General features: G+C 63.0%; 15 protein-coding genes and 5 tRNA genes. 14 read left to right on the top strand and 6 right to left on the bottom strand.

Annotation, left to right across the window (positions count from 1 at the left end; translation table 11 throughout):
• Window positions 1-37: 37 nt before the first annotated feature.
• From gltX to P3T18_RS22240, 7 genes are all read left to right on the top strand, one after another.
• Window positions 38-1,447, top strand: a complete 1,410-nt coding sequence (gene gltX, locus P3T18_RS22210) for a glutamate--tRNA ligase (protein WP_429302129.1) — start codon at window positions 38-40, stop codon at window positions 1,445-1,447.
• 123 nt (window positions 1,448-1,570) lie between these two features.
• Window positions 1,571-1,646 (top strand) — tRNA-Ala (locus P3T18_RS22215).
• A 155-nt stretch (window positions 1,647-1,801) separates the two neighbouring features.
• Window positions 1,802-1,877: transfer RNA gene (locus P3T18_RS22220), tRNA-Glu, on the top strand.
• Window positions 1,878-1,980: 103 nt separating this feature from the next.
• A tRNA-Asp gene (locus tag P3T18_RS22225) sits at window positions 1,981-2,057 on the top strand.
• 61 nt (window positions 2,058-2,118) lie between these two features.
• Window positions 2,119-2,194, top strand: a tRNA-Glu gene (locus P3T18_RS22230).
• A gap of 81 nt (window positions 2,195-2,275) precedes the next feature.
• Window positions 2,276-2,352 (top strand) — tRNA-Asp (locus P3T18_RS22235).
• 143 nt (window positions 2,353-2,495) lie between these two features.
• Complete coding sequence (locus P3T18_RS22240; RefSeq protein ID WP_429302130.1) at window positions 2,496-2,960, top strand: GNAT family N-acetyltransferase; 465 nt, start codon at window positions 2,496-2,498, stop codon at window positions 2,958-2,960.
• 92 nt (window positions 2,961-3,052) lie between these two features.
• Here P3T18_RS22240 and P3T18_RS22245 read toward each other — a convergent pair whose 3' ends face one another.
• Window positions 3,053-3,925, bottom strand: coding sequence for an AraC family transcriptional regulator (locus tag P3T18_RS22245; protein WP_429302131.1), 873 nt, complete (start codon window positions 3,923-3,925; stop codon window positions 3,053-3,055).
• A 116-nt stretch (window positions 3,926-4,041) separates the two neighbouring features.
• On the opposite strand from P3T18_RS22245, the gene rraA reads away from it, so the two are divergent.
• A complete protein-coding gene (rraA, locus tag P3T18_RS22250) occupies window positions 4,042-4,536 on the top strand; it encodes a ribonuclease E activity regulator RraA (protein WP_429302132.1) in 495 nt (164 codons plus the stop codon).
• 77 nt (window positions 4,537-4,613) lie between these two features.
• Window positions 4,614-5,015, top strand: coding sequence for a gamma-glutamylcyclotransferase family protein (locus P3T18_RS22255; RefSeq protein WP_429302133.1), 402 nt, complete (start codon window positions 4,614-4,616; stop codon window positions 5,013-5,015).
• Between the two features lie 197 nt (window positions 5,016-5,212).
• On the opposite strand, the gene aceB is transcribed toward P3T18_RS22255, so the two are convergent.
• Both aceB and P3T18_RS22265 read right to left on the bottom strand, forming a co-directional pair.
• Window positions 5,213-6,814, bottom strand: a complete 1,602-nt coding sequence (gene aceB / locus P3T18_RS22260; RefSeq protein ID WP_429302134.1) for a malate synthase A — start codon at window positions 6,812-6,814, stop codon at window positions 5,213-5,215.
• Window positions 6,815-6,904: 90 nt separating this feature from the next.
• Window positions 6,905-7,741 carry a (S)-2-haloacid dehalogenase gene (locus P3T18_RS22265; protein ID WP_429302135.1) on the bottom strand — a complete coding sequence of 279 codons (837 nt, stop codon included), beginning with the start codon at window positions 7,739-7,741 and terminating at the stop codon, window positions 6,905-6,907.
• 147 nt (window positions 7,742-7,888) lie between these two features.
• Here P3T18_RS22265 and P3T18_RS22270 point away from each other — a divergent pair, with 147 nt between their 5' ends.
• Both P3T18_RS22270 and P3T18_RS22275 read left to right on the top strand, forming a co-directional pair.
• A complete protein-coding gene (locus P3T18_RS22270; protein WP_429302136.1) occupies window positions 7,889-8,791 on the top strand; it encodes a LysR family transcriptional regulator in 903 nt (300 codons plus the stop codon).
• A 162-nt stretch (window positions 8,792-8,953) separates the two neighbouring features.
• Window positions 8,954-9,388, top strand: coding sequence for a universal stress protein (locus P3T18_RS22275; RefSeq protein ID WP_429302137.1), 435 nt, complete (start codon window positions 8,954-8,956; stop codon window positions 9,386-9,388).
• 275 nt (window positions 9,389-9,663) lie between these two features.
• On the opposite strand, the gene aceA is transcribed toward P3T18_RS22275, so the two are convergent.
• The 3 genes from aceA to P3T18_RS22290 form a co-directional block, all read right to left on the bottom strand.
• A complete protein-coding gene (aceA, locus tag P3T18_RS22280) occupies window positions 9,664-10,968 on the bottom strand; it encodes an isocitrate lyase (protein WP_429302138.1) in 1,305 nt (434 codons plus the stop codon).
• Window positions 10,969-11,402: 434 nt separating this feature from the next.
• Entirely contained in the window at window positions 11,403-13,013 is a 1,611-nt protein-coding gene (locus P3T18_RS22285; protein ID WP_429302139.1) for a DEAD/DEAH box helicase, read from the bottom strand.
• Between the two features lie 450 nt (window positions 13,014-13,463).
• The gene (locus P3T18_RS22290; RefSeq protein WP_429302140.1) at window positions 13,464-13,733 is read right to left on the bottom strand and encodes an acyl-CoA-binding protein; all 270 of its coding nucleotides are present in this window, start codon (window positions 13,731-13,733) and stop codon (window positions 13,464-13,466) included.
• 223 nt (window positions 13,734-13,956) lie between these two features.
• Here P3T18_RS22290 and tsaB point away from each other — a divergent pair, with 223 nt between their 5' ends.
• Genes tsaB through P3T18_RS22305 form a run of 3 tightly spaced genes read left to right on the top strand, consistent with a single transcriptional unit; the run spans window position 13,957 to window position 16,398 of the window.
• The gene (tsaB, locus tag P3T18_RS22295) at window positions 13,957-14,805 is read left to right on the top strand and encodes a tRNA (adenosine(37)-N6)-threonylcarbamoyltransferase complex dimerization subunit type 1 TsaB (RefSeq protein WP_429302141.1); all 849 of its coding nucleotides are present in this window, start codon (window positions 13,957-13,959) and stop codon (window positions 14,803-14,805) included.
• Window positions 14,802-15,296: a ribosomal protein S18-alanine N-acetyltransferase gene (gene rimI / locus P3T18_RS22300; RefSeq protein ID WP_429302142.1), complete on the top strand. Its 495-nt coding sequence runs from the start codon at window positions 14,802-14,804 to the stop codon at window positions 15,294-15,296. The genes tsaB and rimI overlap by 4 nt, the downstream gene beginning before the upstream one ends.
• Window positions 15,283-16,398, top strand: coding sequence for a uracil-DNA glycosylase family protein (locus tag P3T18_RS22305; RefSeq protein ID WP_429302143.1), 1,116 nt, complete (start codon window positions 15,283-15,285; stop codon window positions 16,396-16,398). Before rimI ends, P3T18_RS22305 begins: the two co-directional genes overlap by 14 nt.
• Window positions 16,399-16,463 lie beyond the last annotated feature (65 nt).

Genomic DNA, 16,463 nt, shown 5'->3' on the forward strand with positions numbered 1-16,463 from the left:
GCCACGGCGCCGGCGCCTGTCTTCCGAGTAATCGCTAATGACCACCTCCGTTCGTACCCGTTTCGCACCGAGTCCCACCGGCTTCATCCACCTCGGCAACATTCGCTCCGCGCTTTATCCGTGGGCGTTCGCGCGCAAGATGAAAGGGACCTTCGTGCTGCGGATCGAGGACACCGATCTCGAGCGCTCCACGTCCGAGTCCGTGGATGCGATCCTGGAAGGCATGAACTGGCTCGGTCTGGACTTCGACGAAGGCCCGTTCTATCAGATGCAGCGCATGGACCGGTACCGTGAAGTTCTCAAGCAGATGCAGGACGCCGGCCTCGTGTACCCGTGCTACATGTCGACCGAAGAACTGGACGCGTTGCGCGAGCGTCAGCGCGAAGCGGGCGAAAAGCCGCGCTACGACGGCACGTGGCGCCCGGAGCCTGGCAAGGTTCTGCCGGAGCCGCCGGCCGGCGTGCAGCCCGTGCTGCGCTTTCGCAACCCGCTGACGGGCGTGGTGGCATGGGACGACGCAGTGAAAGGCCGCATCGAAATCTCAAATGAAGAACTCGACGACCTCGTTATCGCGCGACCGGACGGCACGCCGACCTATAACTTCTGCGTCGTAGTCGATGATCTCGATATGCGCATCACGCACGTGATTCGCGGCGACGACCACGTGAACAATACGCCTCGCCAGATCAACATTCTGCGGGCGCTCGGCGGCGAGCCGCCGGTCTATGCGCACTTGCCGACCGTGCTGAACGAGCAGGGCGAGAAGATGAGCAAGCGTCACGGCGCAATGAGCGTGATGGGTTATCGCGACGCGGGCTACCTGCCGGAAGCCGTGGTCAACTATCTCGCGCGGCTGGGTTGGTCGCACGGCGACGCCGAAGTCTTCACGCGCGAGCAGTTCGTGGACTGGTTCGATCTGGAGCACCTGGGCAAGTCCCCGGCTCAGTACGACCACGACAAGCTGAACTGGCTCAACGCGCACTACATCAAGGAAGCTGACAACGCGCGCCTTGCGGAACTTGCCAAGCCGTTTTTCGCAGACCTCGGCATCGACGAAGCTGCGATCGCGCAAGGCGCCGATTTGACGGCGGTGGTCGGGCTGCTCAAGGACCGTGCGTCCACGGTCAAGGAAATCGCCGAAAACGCGGCCATGTTCTACCGTACGCCCGCGCCTGAAGCGGAGGCGCTCACGCAGCACGTCACAGATGCAGTCCGTCCGGCGCTGGGCGATCTCGCTGCAGCGCTCAAGACGGCCGAGTGGACCAAGGAAGCCATCGCGGCTACGCTCAAAGCCACACTCGGCGCTCATAAGCTGAAGATGCCCCAGCTCGCCATGCCGGTGCGTCTGCTGGTGGCGGGCACTACGCATACGCCGTCCATCGACAGCGTGTTGATGCTGTTTGGTCGCGAAGTCGTGGTCGGCCGTATCGAAAAAGCTTTAGGCTGAGCGCGTTAGCGCAAGCCTTGAGAGGGTTTGCATGCGACTAGCAAAAAAAGTCGCATGCAATTGCTCAAAGGGTATTTACAAAGCGCAATTTGGCCTCTAGAATCTCGTTTCTGTTCTGCAAGGGGGGGTATAGCTCAGCTGGGAGAGCGCTTGCATGGCATGCAAGAGGTCAGCGGTTCGATCCCGCTTACCTCCACCATCAGAGCAGAGTGAAGTAGTTCCGAAGTCTGGAACTTGTAGCAAAAAAAACTTCACAAATTGATATAACGTAGTTAGAATATCGGTCTTTGCTGCTGACGAAACAAAAGTTAGCGTCAGTTAGCAGCAAGATAAAGACAGATCTGAAAAGATTATGTCCCCTTCGTCTAGAGGCCTAGGACATCACCCTTTCACGGTGAGTACAGGGGTTCGAATCCCCTAGGGGACGCCAAACATCAGCGTCACTTTAGTGTTCCGAGCAAAGCTTGGGTGGCAGTAAAGAAGCGCAGTTTGCAGAGAAAAAACCAACGCTCGCAAGCTAGGGTGTTAAGACTGGAGTGGTAGTTCAGTTGGTTAGAATACCGGCCTGTCACGCCGGGGGTCGCGGGTTCGAGTCCCGTCCACTCCGCCAGACAAAGCCCGTTCATCAGAACTTGAACGGGCTTTTTCATTAAAGGTGTAAGCAGTACGTTGTCCCCTTCGTCTAGAGGCCTAGGACATCACCCTTTCACGGTGAGTACAGGGGTTCGAATCCCCTAGGGGACGCCAAGACATCGGCGTCGTTCGGTAAGCGGTTGAATGATGCAGTTGGCAAATGAGCGAAGCTCGTTTGTCGCGGTGCGAAAATCTGGAGCGGTAGTTCAGTTGGTTAGAATACCGGCCTGTCACGCCGGGGGTCGCGGGTTCGAGTCCCGTCCGCTCCGCCAGATTGGGAAAAGCCCACTTCGAAAGAAGTGGGCTTTTTTTATTTCCGCGCCGTACTTCACCTGGGTATGCTCGGGACAAACAGCCATTGCCAGTTGCCGCGGCCTGTTTTACCGTAGTTCCGACTCATCTTCGCCGTCCTGCCATGTTCGATCCAACCGAAGCTCCGTCGCCGTTTCATTTGCGCAAAGCCAGCATGGACGATTTCGAGTTCGCCGAGGAGCTGACTCGCAACAACATGGGCGGCTACTATCGGCGGCATCATCTTGTATGGCGCGGCGATCTGTTTCTCGGTAGCTGGCGCGAGTCGGAGAATTTCATCCTCGAAGTGGACGGCGCACCGATCGGCGTACTGCGCATCACGCAAGAGGGCGATTCGCTGCATATTCGCGACGTGCAGATCGCCGAGGGACATCGGCGGCTCGGCGCGGGCACTTATCTGCTCGACATTTCGCACCAATGGGCGCGCGAGCGCGGACTGCACGAACTGCAGTTGCGCGTCTTCGTCGATAACCCCGCCGCGCGTCTCTATCAGCGCAAAGGCTACAAGCTGGCTGGTCCGCGTCTCGCGCAGCTTGGCGCGATCAGGCATCTCGCGCGGCGCGTCTGAATTTTGCGGCGCCGATTCATGCGCACGTTGCGACGCATGCTCATCTGAGCAGCTTCAGTCACAAGCTCGCACTCTTCGAACGTCAGCAGCAGCTAGCGGCGCTGCGCGGTCTCGTCGTCCGCGTCGGCGTGATCCTGGCCGTTGGTCACGGCGCCATGCTCCGGGCCACGCTCCATGAACGCACGCGGGCTTTCGCCGAACGCACGCCGGAACATCGCGGAAAACGCACTCTGGCTTTGATAGCCCAATTCCTGCGCAACATGCGACAGCGGTCGTCCCTGGCTCAGCAGCGGAATCGCGCGAGCCAGAATGGCCTGCTGACGCCATTGCGAAAAACTCACGCCCAACTCCTGACGAAACAGCCGGGCGATGGTCCGCGTGCTGGCGCCGACGCTCGACGCCCATTGTTCGAGCGACTCGCCATGCGTCGGATCGGCGATGACGGCTTCGCACAGCGCGCGCAGACGCTTTTCGCTGGGCATCGGCACCGAAAGCGGCAGTGGTTCCGAGCGCGTCAATTCGTCGAGTGCGAGTTCGCCTAGCAGGCGTTCGCGCGTCGCCGAGAGGCCGGGTGTATCGAGTGCGGCGATGACCTCGCGCAGCAGATTCGAAACCTCCACCACTCGCGGCGTGTCGAGCCCGGACGGCACCGTGCTTTCCGTGATGTAGAGCGTGCGCAGGAAGGCATCTTCGACGGCCACCACTTCGTGCGTCACGTGCGGCGGGACCCAGATGGCGCGCGAGGGCGGCACCATCCACGTCGTGCCGGTCGTGGCGACGCGCAGCACGCCGCGCGACGCATACGCCACCTGCGCCCACGCATGCGTGTGGCGCGCGATGCGCCAGCCGGACGGCATCGGCCGCGAGCGTACGCGAATCGGATGGGTGAGCGTAGGCTGGAATTCCGGCGGGATGTCGGCAAAGCGAACGAGGCTCGCCGGGTCGGCGTCGGCGGACGAATTCATGGCGATGATCGATTCTCCCGAAGCAGTCCGAAAGTCCAATGAGCTTGTCATTGTAGGTGTTGTGCGCGCAGCCTCGTTGCATAATGGCCCATTGCGGCGAACCCGAGGAGACTTCCATGAGCTTTGCCACCGCGGACCTGTGCGACGCGCACGAGGATCAACTGACGCTCGGCACGCTGCGCGTGCTGGAGCCGGTCTTTCATCTGTTCAGCCGTACGGAATGTTTCAGCGGCGCGGCAGTCACGCTGCAAGTGTTCGAAGACAATGGCCTGGTGCGTTCCACGCTGGAGGAGTCGGGCGCAGGCCGCGTGCTGGTGGTCGACGGCGGCGGCAGTCTGCGTTACGCGCTGGTGGGCGGAAATCTCGCCGAGATCGCCGAGCAGAACGGCTGGGCCGGCATCGTCATCAACGGCTGCGTGCGCGATGCGCTCGAACTCAACGAAGCGAACGTCGGCGTGGCGGCGCTCACGACGTGCCCGCGCCGCTGCCGCAAACTCGGCGTCGGCCAGCGCGACGTACCGGTGCAATTGCCGGGCGCGCTGGTGCGTCCAGGCGAATGGATCTACGCCGATATCGACGGCGTACTCGTCGCCGCTGCGCCGCTCGACTGAGCCATCCTGAATCGATCTTCGAACCCGCTTCGCACTGAAGCTGAAACGAAGCTCAACTGCAAGGAGAGCAAACCACAATGCAAACTGTTTTTGTGTACGGCACGTTGCGCGCCGGCGAAGTGAACGACATCAGCGAGGCGGCGGCGCGTAATGAGATTGCGGCACCGAGCCTGCTCGGCACGGCGACCGTGCGCGGCCATCTTTTTGATTTTGGCTCCTATCCGGGCCTCGTCGTCGACGAAGGCGGTGTCGACGTGATCGGCGATGTCTACGAAATCGAAGACGAACTGGTTGCGGTGCTCGACGAGATCGAAGCTGTGTATCCCGGTGTCGAAGACCGCTTTCTGGCCCGCGACGTCATGGTGAAAGTGGACGGCAATGTCGTGAATTGCCGCTTCTATCCCGTCACGCCGAATGCCGTCAAAGGTCTGCCGGAAATCCGCTCGGGCGACTGGGTGTCGCACCGCAGTACACGTTAGTCGGCGTATAAAAAAACGGCCCGGCAGGCATACGCCTGTCGGGCCGCCGGTCGGTCAGCCTGGCGACACTCAAACCGCTTTCGCTCCCTTCCGGGTGCGGAGGGTTTGCCGCGAAAGCGGGCTTGCTACTGCGTCATTCGTGATCGACGGTCCGGCTCGAACACGTCGAGTCGAAACGCCCTTGCGGGTCAGCGGTTTCAGATTTCCTCGTAAAGCGGCAAGGTCAGGAAGTCCGTGAACTGCTCCGAGGTCGACATTTCCTCGAAGATTTGTGCGGCGCGATCGTAGGGCGCGGTATCGCCGCCTACGGCCGTTTTCACTTTGTCGAGTTCCTGCGTGGACAATTCGCGCACCAGTTCGGCAGTGACCTTACGGCCGTCTTCGAGCTTGCCCTTCGGCGAACGAATCCATTGCCAGACTTGCGAGCGTGAGATTTCCGCGGTCGCGGCGTCTTCCATCAGGTTGTGGATGGGCACGCAGCCATTGCCCGCGAGCCACGAACCCAGGTAGTGAATCCCCACGTTGATGTTGTTACGCAAACCGGCTTCGGTGATCGGCGCTTCGGGGCGGAAGTCCGTCAGATCGGTAGCGGTGACCAGCACGTCGTCGCGTTGCTTGCCGATCTGGTTCGGCTTGTCGCCGAGTACCTTGACGAACTCTTCCATCGCGATCGGCACGAGTCCCGGATGCGCGACCCAGCCGCCGTCATAACCGTCGCCTGCATCGCGCGCCTTGTCCGAGCGCACGCCGCCCATGGCCTTGTCGTTTGCAGCCGGATCGTTCTTGATCGGGATCAACGCGCTCATGCCGCCGATCGCCGGCGCATGGCGACGATGGCACGTCTTCAGCAACAGCAGGGCGTACGCGCGCATGAACGGCGACGTCATGGTGATCTGCGAGCGGTCCGCCAGGCAGAAATCGCGGTCGGCCTTGAACTTCTTGATGGCCGAGAAGATGTAGTCCCAACGTCCTGCATTCAGCCCCGAGCTATGTTCGCGCAGCTCGTACAGAATCTCGTCCATCTCGAAAGCGGCGACGATCGTTTCGATCAGCACGGTGGCGCGGATCGTGCCGCGCGGCACGCCGACGGCCTCCTGTGCGGCGACGAAGATGTCGTTCCAAAGACGCGCTTCCAGATGACTTTCCATCTTCGGCAGATAGAAGTACGGGCCCGAACCGCGCGCGACCAGTTCCTTCGCGTTATGGACCATGAACAGCGCGAAATCGAAGATACCGCCGGACACGCGCTTGCCGTCCACCTTCACGTGCTTTTCGTCCAGATGCCAGCCACGCGGACGCACGATCAACGTCGCGACCTTGTCGTTCAGCCGATACGATTTGCCGTTCTGTTCGAGCGAAATCGTGCGGCGCACCGCGTCTTTCAGATTGATGTGCCCGGTGATCTGGTTGTCCCAGCTCGGCGCATTCGAATCCTCGAAATCGGTCATGTACGAATCCGCGCCCGAGTTCAGCGCGTTGATGATCATCTTGCGCTCGACCGGTCCGGTGATTTCCACGCGGCGGCATTGCAGGTCTTGCGGCAGCGGCGCAATGGTCCAGTCGGCTTCGCGCACGCTTTTCGTTTCGGCGAGAAAGTCGGGGCGTTCGCCGGCGTCGAGCCGCTTCGTGCGTTCCACGCGCGCCTGCAACAACTGCTGACGGCGCGGCTCGAAGGTGCGATGCAGCGCGGCGACGAGTTCGAGTGCTTCACGCGTAAGGATCGCTTCGTAACCGGCTTTGATCCCGGCGGTGATTTCCATGCCTTGCGGCAACTGCAACGATGACTGCGGGTGCGCCATGTTTTCTCCTTGGTCGGTCAGATTGCAAAGATGCAAATGTTCAGATGCACTTCGTTATGCGTCGTACCGTCGTGCGGCGGGTTGCAGCGGTCATGCGCCAGGGCTGTGGCGCGTTCGGCTGCCGCCCGAGCCGCCGGAGCGGCCCGACGACGCGAGGGTCTTCAAAAATGCGAGCAGATCGTGCATGCCTCCGCCCGCGCCATGCGGCGTCACGCCCAGTTCTTCGACGGGTGCGTTTTGCCGGTTGAGCCAGAAAGTGGTGAAGCCGAACCAGCTTGCGCCGGCGATATCCCAGCCGTTCGACGACACGAACACGATCTCGCGCGGCTCGGCGCCGAAGGCTCGTGTGCCGAGCGCGTAGGCGGCGGGCGAGGGTTTGTAGGCGCGTACCGTGTCGACGGACAGAACGTGATCGAACAGCCCCGTCATGCCGGCGCTCTTGATGGCGATGTCGAGCATCTGCGGATTGCCGTTCGAAAGGATGGCGAGGCCGGGTTCCGTGCGCGCTGTCTGAAGTGGTGCGCGCGATGACGTGGTGGCGCCGGGCGTAGTCGCCGTTCGCGGCGCGTGCAACTCGCGCAGGGCGGGAATGGCGTCGGGGAAGGCGGACAGGCACGCGTATTCGTCCATCAGACGTTTCTCGCCGGCGGCGTTCAGCGTGAGCTGGAGTTTTTTTGCGGCGAAACGCAGGGCGTCGAGCGTGATATCCCAGAACGGCCGGTACTGCGCGCCGGGTGCATCCGGCGGCGCGGCGAGCGTGCGCAACTGGGTGTATTCGATCTGCTTGAGGCGCCACAACTGCGAGAGCGAGTCGCCGTGGCCCGGGAACATCTGCTCTGCGGCAGCGATCACCGAATGGACGTCGAAGAGCGTGCCGTACGCGTCGAATATCACTGCTTTGGGGATAAGTGTCGTTGTGGCCGACATTGCCGTGCACTCCTGTCAGAGGTCAGGACGGATTGTATTAGTGCTGCTGTACGCTAAAAAAGAGGCTAAAGATCACTTGATCTTTTACTTTCATGCACCTAATCTGACGCGCACCGACCACTTTCCGCGCCTGCGGCCACGCTCTCCATGGACCGTTTCAAGCAGATCGAAACTTTCGTCACTGTCGCGGCGAAGGGCAGCCTGTCCGCGGCGGCGCTCGCCGAGGGCGTCGCGCCCGCGATCATCGGCCGCCGCATCGACGCACTCGAAGAGCGCCTCGGCGTCAAACTGCTGGTCCGAACCACGCGCCGGATCACGCTGACCTTCGAAGGCTCGGCGTTTCTCGAAGACTGTCAGCGGGTCATTCACGACATGCAGAACGCCGAGGCGAGCGTCTCGGCGGGCGGCGTCAAGGCAAGCGGCCATCTGCGGCTTTCCGCGCCGGCGGGTTTCGGGCGTCGCCATGTCGCGCCGCTGGTGCCGGCGTTCACCGTCGCGCATCCGGACGTTTCGATCACGCTCGATCTGTCGGACCGGCTCGTCGATCTGGTCAACGAGGGTTTCGATTGCGCCGTGCGTCTGGGTGAATTGCCGGACTCGTCGTTGGTGTCGTTGAAACTCGGGGAAAACCGGCGTGTGTGCGTGGCGTCGCCGGACTATCTGAGCCGGCGCGGCGCGCCGCATACGCTCGCCGATCTCGCGCATCACAACTGCCTTGCGCTCGGCGCGAGCGCCAACCAGCAGCGTGGCTGGGTGTTCCAGCAGGGCGACAAGGTCGTGTCGATCAAGGTCTCCGGCACGATGGAATGCTCGGACGGCGCGGTGCTCCACGAATGGTGTCTCGAAGGCCATGGCCTCGCGTGGCGCTCGTGGTGGGAGGTCGGCTCGGACATCGCCGCCGGCCGACTGGTCAGCGTGCTGGACGATTTCGCCGCGCCGCCGATCGGCATCCATGCCGTGTTCCCGCAGCGCCGCCATCTGCCGCTGCGGGTTCGGCTGTTCCTCGATTTCCTCAAACATACCTACGGTCATCCCGGTTACTGGGGTTGATGTTCCCCGGCCGCTCGGACCTGGCGGCAAGTCCGCGCCTTCGCTGCCTCGCACGCTTCTCTTGCGCGACGCTTTCGCGCACTACAATCAGAAGCAGTGGCTTGCACGCCGAGTCTCGTTGGACGCTGACGCCGCATCGCGCAGGCGGCGACGGAGGGCATCATGTTCAGGCACATTCTGGTTCCGACCGACGGTTCCGATCTTTCACGCAAGGCCATGGACGGCGCCATCGATCTGGCGCAGGCCGTCGGCGCGCGTGTCACCGCTTACGCGTGTCTGCCGCAATATCCGTACTCGCCGTTCTCGGACGTGGTGGTCGAGCCGCCCTCCGAGTTCCTGCAGCGCAGCGAGCGCGAGGCGCGCGTGCATCTGCGTGAAGTGGAGCGGGCGGCGCGTCGTTTCGGTGTCGCGTTCGACAGCCGCACCAGCGTGCATCCGGCGCCTTACCTCGGCATCATCGAAGCGGCGGAGCAGGGCGGCTGCGACGTCATCTTCATGGCGTCGCACGGTCGACGCGGTCTCGGCAGCCTTCTGATCGGCAGCGAAACGCAGCGCGTGCTCACCCACACCAAGATTCCGGTCATCGTTTATCGCTGAACGTGCGGGGTATTCCGTTCAACCACTTTGCGAGTAAAAAACGCGCCGGCGATGAAGCCGGCGCGTCCGATGTTCGCCGCACAATGCGTTGTGCTGGCTTTCTCACTGCTGCGATCCCGCTCCCAGATTCCCGCCCTCGAAGCCAGCCTTCGGCTCCGGCGCGGCTTCTCCTCCCTGTGACGGCGGCCTTCTGACGAGGCCGCTTGGTCGTCTGCTTTGTCGTTGTTTGTCCTACGACTCGTCTGGCGGCGAACCGGCCCTGAGGCCGGTTCCGCTCAGGCGACCTTCTTGTCGAAGAACTGTTCGTCTTCCGTCGAACCGTGCAGCGCGGTCGTCGATGCTTCGCGTTCGACCGTTTGCGTCACGGCGTCGAAGTAGCCCGTGCCGACTTCGCGCTGATGCTTGACCGCGGTGAAGCCCTTCTCGGCCGCGGCGAATTCGGCCTGCTGCATCTCGACGAACGCCGTCATCTGGTTGCGGGCGTAGCCGTGCGCCAGGTTGAACATCGAGTAGTTCAGCGCATGGAAACCGGCCAGCGTGATGAACTGGAACTTGTAGCCCATCGCGCCGAGTTCGCGCTGGAACTTGGCGATCGTGGCGTCGTCCAGATTCTTCTTCCAGTTGAACGACGGCGAGCAGTTGTACGACAGCAGTTGATCCGGAAATTCCTTGTGGATCGCGTCGGCGAATTTCTTCGCGAACTCGAGGTCCGGCTTGCCGGTTTCGCACCAGATCATGTCGGCGTAGGGCGCATAAGCGAGACCACGCGAGATGGCTTGCTCGAGACCCGGCTTCGTGCGGTAGAAACCTTCCACCGTGCGCTCGCCCGTCAGGAACGGCTTGTCGTTGTCGTCGACGTCCGAAGTGATCAGGTCGGCGGCTTCGGCGTCGGTACGTGCCAGCAGCACGGTCGGCGTGCCGCAGACGTCGGCGGCGAGACGCGCGGCCGTCAGCTTGGCGACGTTTTCGCGTGTCGGCACCAGCACCTTGCCGCCCATGTGGCCGCACTTCTTCACCGAAGCGAGCTGGTCTTCGAAGTGCACGCCTGCCGCGCCGGCTTCGATCATGGCCTTCATCAGTTCGAACGCGTTCAGCACGCCGCCGAAACCGGCTTCCGCGTCGGCCACGATCGGCTGGAAGTAGTCGATATAGCCCTCGTCGCCCGGATTCTTGCCTTCCGACCACTGGATCTGGTCAGCGCGCGTCAGCGTGTTGTTGATGCGCTTCACGACGAGCGGCACCGAGTTCGCCGGATACAGCGACTGGTCCGGGTACATTTCGCCGGCAACGTTCGCGTCGCCCGCAACCTGCCAGCCCGACAGATAGATTGCCTTGAGGCCGGCCTTGACCTGTTGCATGGCCTGATTGCCGGTCAGCGCGCCGAGCGAGTTCACGAACGGCTCGTTGTTGACGCTTTCCCAGAGTTTTTCCGCGCCACGCTTGGCAAGGGTGTGCTCGACCTGAACCGAACCGCGCAGACGGACCACGTCTTCCGCCGTGTAGCTGCGCTTCACGCCTTTCCAGCGCGGATCGGTTTCCCATTGCTGTTGGAGTTGCTTCGCTTGTTCTTGACGGGACATGGTGTGCTCCTTGATTGCCTGTAATGGATGGGGTGACTCTCTGTCTTCATCGTCGCGATCGGCCTGAAGGCGTTTCGTTTCGTGAAGTCTTGTATAAGAGTCTAGGCAAATCGATGGCGCCGCAATAGTCGCCCGTCGTTCTTTTTGATGTATTTATTTTTGTTAAAAATCATTGGCTTATAGACGTCGTTTCATATTGAGAAACGTTTTTTTCCATCTTGCAATGGCCGTCGTTGTGCCGTGCAGCACGATTTTTTACGACGCAAAAAAATTTTCCACATCGTGAAATTTCGGATATCACTGATCTGACGCCCACGTCTTGCAAAAAATGCAGACGAAAAAAAACCGGCGCCTGAGCACCGGTTTTTCGATTGAAGCTGTTGTCCGACAGGGTTTGCCGAAGAAAAGCCTCTTATGAAGCCTGTCTGACTGGCTTAGCTGCCGCGACGCGCCGTACGCGGACCGTCGCTGCGGCGTGCGCCGTAGCCGCCGTCACGCGAGCCGCCGAAGCCTTCGCGCGAACCGCCGCCCGACGACTTGCCGGCCCAACCGCCGCCATTGCCGCTGCCGCTGCGCGCGCCGCCGCTGCCGTTACCGGCCGGCTTGCCTGCGCCGCTACCGAATCGACGGCCACCGCCGTTGCCGCCACCCGGACGACCACGGCCGCCGAAGCCCGGACGACCATTGCCCGACGGTGCCGACTTGCGCGGCTCGAAGCCTTCGACGACGTTGACCGGCAGCGGAGTGCGCACGAAACGTTCGATGCGCTTGAGTGCGCCTTGTTCTGCGTGATGCACGAGGCTCACAGCGATGCCCGAGCGGCCAGCACGACCGGTACGGCCGATGCGGTGCACGTAGTCTTCGGCGAACTTCGGCAGATCGTAGTTGAACACGTGCGTGATGCCCGGGATGTCGATACCGCGAGCCGCGACGTCCGTTGCGACCAGCACGCGAACGCGACGCTCGCGCAGTGCGCGGATCGTGCGGTTACGCGCGCCTTGCGGCAGATCGCCGTGCAGGGCAGCCGATTCGAAACCAGCGTCGGCAAGACGGCCGGCCAGTTGGTCCGCGTCCATCTTGGTTGCCGTGAAGACGATTGCCTGGTCGAGGCCTTCGTCACGCAGCAGATGGTCGAGCAGACGATCCTTGTGATCGCGGTCGTCGACGTAATGGACGGTTTGCGCGATGTTGGTGCGTTGTTCGAGGCGTTGAACGATCTCGATACGTTCCGGATCCTTCAGCAGACGGCCGGTCAGCGAGCCGATCTTGCCGTCGAGCGTAGCCGAGAACAGCATGGTTTGACGCGTAGCCGGCGTAGCCGCAACGATCGTTTCGATGTCTTCGATGAAGCCCATGTCCAGCATGCGGTCGGCTTCGTCGAGCACGAGGATCTGCAGTTGCGACAGATCGATACGGCCGCGTTCCAGGTGGTCGATCAGACGGCCCGGCGTAGCAACCAGGATTTCCGGGTTCTTCGCGAGCAGCATCAATTGCTGGCCGTAAGCGACGCCGCCCAGAATGCTGACGGTGCGCAGGCGCTTGAGGTGCTTGCCGTACGTGGCGGCGGCGGTGGTGACCTGCATTGCGAGTTCGCGCGTCGGCGTCAGAACCAGCATGGTCGGACGGGCCACCGGTTGCGGGCGGCGCGTACGTGCGCCGTCGGCCGGACGCGGCTCACGCGGCTGGCTGGCTTGCGCCTTCTGCAATTGCGAGAAACGTTCGATGGCGGGCAGCATGAACGCGGCGGTCTTGCCCGAACCGGTCGGGCTCGAGACCAGCAGATCGCGACCGGCGATGCCGGCGGGGATCGCGCGTTGCTGAACCGGCGTGGGGTTCTGGTAGCCGGCGGCCGTCAACGCGGAGACGACATCCGCGGACAGGCCGAGCGACGCGAACGTCGGGCCGGTCGGCGCTGCGGCAGCAGCTGCGACGGCTTCCGGCGCGGCAGCAACGGCTGCGGCTTGCACGGATGCGTCTGCGTCTGCGAGACCGAGGGCTTGATCGGCGATGGCGTTCAGCGGGCTATTGGTATTGCTCGAAGTCATGAGAATCCTTGAAACACAGGGAATTAAAACGTCGGCGCCAATCGGCATACCCAAGTCGTCGGATTCAGCGAGCAAAGAAGCAGCGAGCAAATCGAAAAACGGGGGCAGCTCGCAACAATGAAGGCGAGCTTTTCGTTAGAAGCTGTATCGGATGCGACATGCCAACACGGCGTGCCGCCAGCCTGGGACATGATCGCCCGTAGGGGGCTAGGCAGGAGGGGACAGGTTCTAAACTGGATTGGAGCTAAACGCTACGAGGCGCTGCGCCGCAAAGGCCGCTAGGGAAGAGCCGGGCAAAGCAGTGAAGCGCAGGCAGCATTGTATAGGCTTTTGTTGCACTGCGCCACTTTTAGGACCTTTCCTGGCGAAATATCCTGGTTACGGCTTCGACCGATTTTTCGCCCGAAACCGTTTTGCCGTCGGTAGGGTGGACGGCCGGTCAGCCCGACCTCAGGCCGACGCGCCGCTCTTGAGCGACTCGACGAGTTCCACGTATTGCTGCTTCGCCGCGTCCTGGTCCGTGCCCTTGAGCGCGGCCCACGCGTCGTATTTGTATTTGCCGACGATGTCGGTGAAACCCGGCTTGTCGCCGTTCACGTCGCCTTCGCTTGCCTGCTTGAACAGGGCGTAGAGACGCAGCAGCGTCAGATTGCCCGGACGCTCGGGCAGTTGCTTCACGTCTTCCTGAGCCTGGGTGAATTGCGCGTTGATGTCGGTCATGCTGTTTGCCCTCCAGGCAAGTCGGGGATTGCGATTCGTCTCGGGCGTTGATCATAACAATGCCGGGCGGACGTGTGGCCGAGGGCTTATTCCAAACATGCCGGGCGGCAGCAGCGGTCGCGCACGTTTGACGGATCACGGCGACGGCGCCGATCGCGGGTTCAGGCGGCGGGGGCGCGCCAAAACCACATCCGCACGAGCCGTGCCGATTACAATACGGTCCATGACTCAAACAGTGCTACTCGCCCTCGATACCTCGACCGAATTCTGTTCGGTGGCGCTTCTGTCCGCCGCCGGCACATCGCCGCACGCCGCAGAGCAGCCGCGCATCTGGCTACGCCACGAAGCCACCGGCGCGGTCTCCAGCACGCGTCTTCTGCCCGCCATTCGCGAACTTTTCGAAGAAGCCGGTTTGCCGATGTCGGCGTGCCACGCAATCGCCTTCGGTTCCGGCCCAGGCTCGTTCACCGGCTTGCGCACTGCCACGGGCGTCGCGCAGGGCCTCGCGTTCGGGCTGAATCTGCCGGTCGTGCCGGTCAGCACCTTGCTCACGTGCGCGGAAAGCGCCCGTCTGCGAGATCCGTCCGCGACGCGCGTGCTTGCCGCGCTCGACGCGCGCATGGACGAGGTCTACTGGGCCGATTACGCGTGGGACGACGCCGAAGGCGAATGGCGCACGCTGCAGAGCGCGTCGCTTGACGCGCCCGCGAACATCGCGCTGCCGGACGCGCCGTTCACGCTGGCGGGTAATGCGGCCGCCGCGTTCGGCGAACGTCTGCCCGCGCTGGCCGCCGCGCGTACGGTGGACGGCGAAGCGTTGCCGCATGCGGTGCCGCTCGCGCATGCCGCGTTGCGGGCGTTTCGCGCCGGCCGTACCGTGCCCGCCGACCAGGCTGCGCCGGAGTACATTCGTGACAAGGTGGCGCAGACAACGGCGGAGCGCATCGCGGAAAAAGCCGCCAAAGCCGCTGCAAGCATGGACCCGGCTGACGCCGCTCCGGCGCCCGGCTTGGCCGGTACGAACGCCACGAACGCCACGAACGGCGCGCATCACCGCGAGGGCCGGCAATGAGCGGCGTGTTGCTGGCAGACCGCTACATGTCGCCCATGACCGAAGGCGATCTGGATGAAGTCGCCGCCGTCGAGAAAATCGCTTACGAATTTCCCTGGAGCCGCGGCAATTTTGGCGACTCGCTGCGCAACGGCTATTTCGGCGTGTGTCTGCGGCACGTCACGGGCACCTTGATCGGCTATTGCGTGTTGATGCCGGTGGTGGACGAAATGCATCTGCTCAATCTTTGCGTGACGCCCGCCGCGCAGGGCGCCGGTGCCGGACTGGCGCTGCTGCGCGAAGCCGTGCGCATCACGCGCGCCGAAAAACTCGACGGATTGCTGCTCGAAGTGCGGCCGTCGAATCATCGTGCTATCCGGCTCTATGAGCGCTTCGGGTTCGCGTCGATCGGTCGACGCAAAAATTATTATCCGGCGCGGCATCGCAGCCGGGAGGACGCCATCGTGATGCGTTTCTCGTTTGCCTCGGAGGGCGTAGATGGCGCTGCATGATTCGGTACTGGAAGAATTCGGACTCGCGCCGATGTGGGTACGCCGCGGCCTGGCGGCCGTGCCGGAAACCACGCCCGCAGTTGACGCCGTGCAGGCGCAAACGAGCACGCAGACGAGCGCGAAGTCGGGCGAAGCGTCGGTAACGAATCAGGCCCCCGTCCGGCAGGATCGGCCACCTGTTTCGCCGGCGAACGATGCGCTGCCGAATTCGACGCGAACGTCGGAACAGCCGCATGCGCCGCTTCAAAGTCGCGAGCAGGCGGTTGGTGTCGAACGCCAGATTGCGCCGCGCGCCAGCGACGCATCGCGTGACGCGCCGACTGACGATCCGGCCACACAACGCACTCCGCCGATGCGCGGGCAGACGCAGCCATCCGCGCAATCGCCGCGCGCGGCTGACCCTTCGATGTCCGAGGCGCCGTCCGACGACTTCGCGTGGTTCGACGACCTGCCGTCTACACCGCCGACGCAGTCGCGCACCGACGCGCCGCAACCGCCGTCGATCCAGACGCTCGATTGGGACGCGTTGAGCGAGCGCGTAGCCGGCTGCCAGCTTTGCCGGCTGTGCGAGAAGCGCACCAACACGGTGTTCGGCGTCGGCGATCGCCATGCCGACTGGATGCTGATCGGCGAAGCGCCGGGCGAGAACGAAGATCGTCAGGGCGAGCCCTTCGTCGGCCAGGCGGGCAAGCTGCTCGACAACATGCTGCGTTCGCTCACGCTGGCGCGCGACGCGAATGTCTACATCGCCAACGTCATCAAATGCCGGCCGCCGGGCAATCGCAATCCGGAGCCGGAAGAAGTCGCGCGCTGCGAACCTTATTTGCAGCGCCAGGTGGCGCTGGTCAAGCCGAAGCTGATCGTCGCGCTCGGCCGCTTTGCCGCGCAAAGTCTGCTGAAGACCGAAGCCAGCATTTCCTCGCTGCGAGGCCGCGTGCACGAATACGAAGGCGTGCCGGTCATCGTCACGTATCACCCCGCGTATCTGCTGCGCAGCCTGCCCGACAAGGCGAAGGCGTGGGCCGATTTGTGCCTTGCGCGCGATACGTGGCGCAAGCTCGAAGGCGGCGACGGTGCGGCGGCCAACGTGGCAAAGCAGTGAGCGGGGCGGTTGGAGCAACTGACGACTCGGGCAGCGCGTCCGGTCGAACCGACCCGTCGAGCCCA

The organism is Paraburkholderia sp. GAS199, from assembly GCF_050436585.1.
Taxonomy (GTDB): Bacteria; Pseudomonadota; Gammaproteobacteria; order Burkholderiales; family Burkholderiaceae; genus Paraburkholderia.

Bases quoted from the DNA above. Each gene is read 5' to 3' on its own strand.
- gltX (WP_429302129.1), top strand. From the start codon at position 38: ATGACCACCTCCGTTCGTACCCGTTTCGCACCGAGTCCCACCGGCTTC.
- P3T18_RS22240 (WP_429302130.1), top strand. From the start codon at position 2,496: ATGTTCGATCCAACCGAAGCTCCGTCGCCGTTTCATTTGCGCAAAGCC.
- P3T18_RS22245 (WP_429302131.1), bottom strand. From the start codon at position 3,925: ATGAATTCGTCCGCCGACGCCGACCCGGCGAGCCTCGTTCGCTTTGCC.
- rraA (WP_429302132.1), top strand. From the start codon at position 4,042: ATGAGCTTTGCCACCGCGGACCTGTGCGACGCGCACGAGGATCAACTG.
- P3T18_RS22255 (WP_429302133.1), top strand. From the start codon at position 4,614: ATGCAAACTGTTTTTGTGTACGGCACGTTGCGCGCCGGCGAAGTGAAC.
- aceB (WP_429302134.1), bottom strand. From the start codon at position 6,814: ATGGCGCACCCGCAGTCATCGTTGCAGTTGCCGCAAGGCATGGAAATC.
- P3T18_RS22265 (WP_429302135.1), bottom strand. From the start codon at position 7,741: ATGTCGGCCACAACGACACTTATCCCCAAAGCAGTGATATTCGACGCG.
- P3T18_RS22270 (WP_429302136.1), top strand. From the start codon at position 7,889: ATGGACCGTTTCAAGCAGATCGAAACTTTCGTCACTGTCGCGGCGAAG.
- P3T18_RS22275 (WP_429302137.1), top strand. From the start codon at position 8,954: ATGTTCAGGCACATTCTGGTTCCGACCGACGGTTCCGATCTTTCACGC.
- aceA (WP_429302138.1), bottom strand. From the start codon at position 10,968: ATGTCCCGTCAAGAACAAGCGAAGCAACTCCAACAGCAATGGGAAACC.
- P3T18_RS22285 (WP_429302139.1), bottom strand. From the start codon at position 13,013: ATGACTTCGAGCAATACCAATAGCCCGCTGAACGCCATCGCCGATCAA.
- P3T18_RS22290 (WP_429302140.1), bottom strand. From the start codon at position 13,733: ATGACCGACATCAACGCGCAATTCACCCAGGCTCAGGAAGACGTGAAG.
- tsaB (WP_429302141.1), top strand. From the start codon at position 13,957: ATGACTCAAACAGTGCTACTCGCCCTCGATACCTCGACCGAATTCTGT.
- rimI (WP_429302142.1), top strand. From the start codon at position 14,802: ATGAGCGGCGTGTTGCTGGCAGACCGCTACATGTCGCCCATGACCGAA.
- P3T18_RS22305 (WP_429302143.1), top strand. From the start codon at position 15,283: ATGGCGCTGCATGATTCGGTACTGGAAGAATTCGGACTCGCGCCGATG.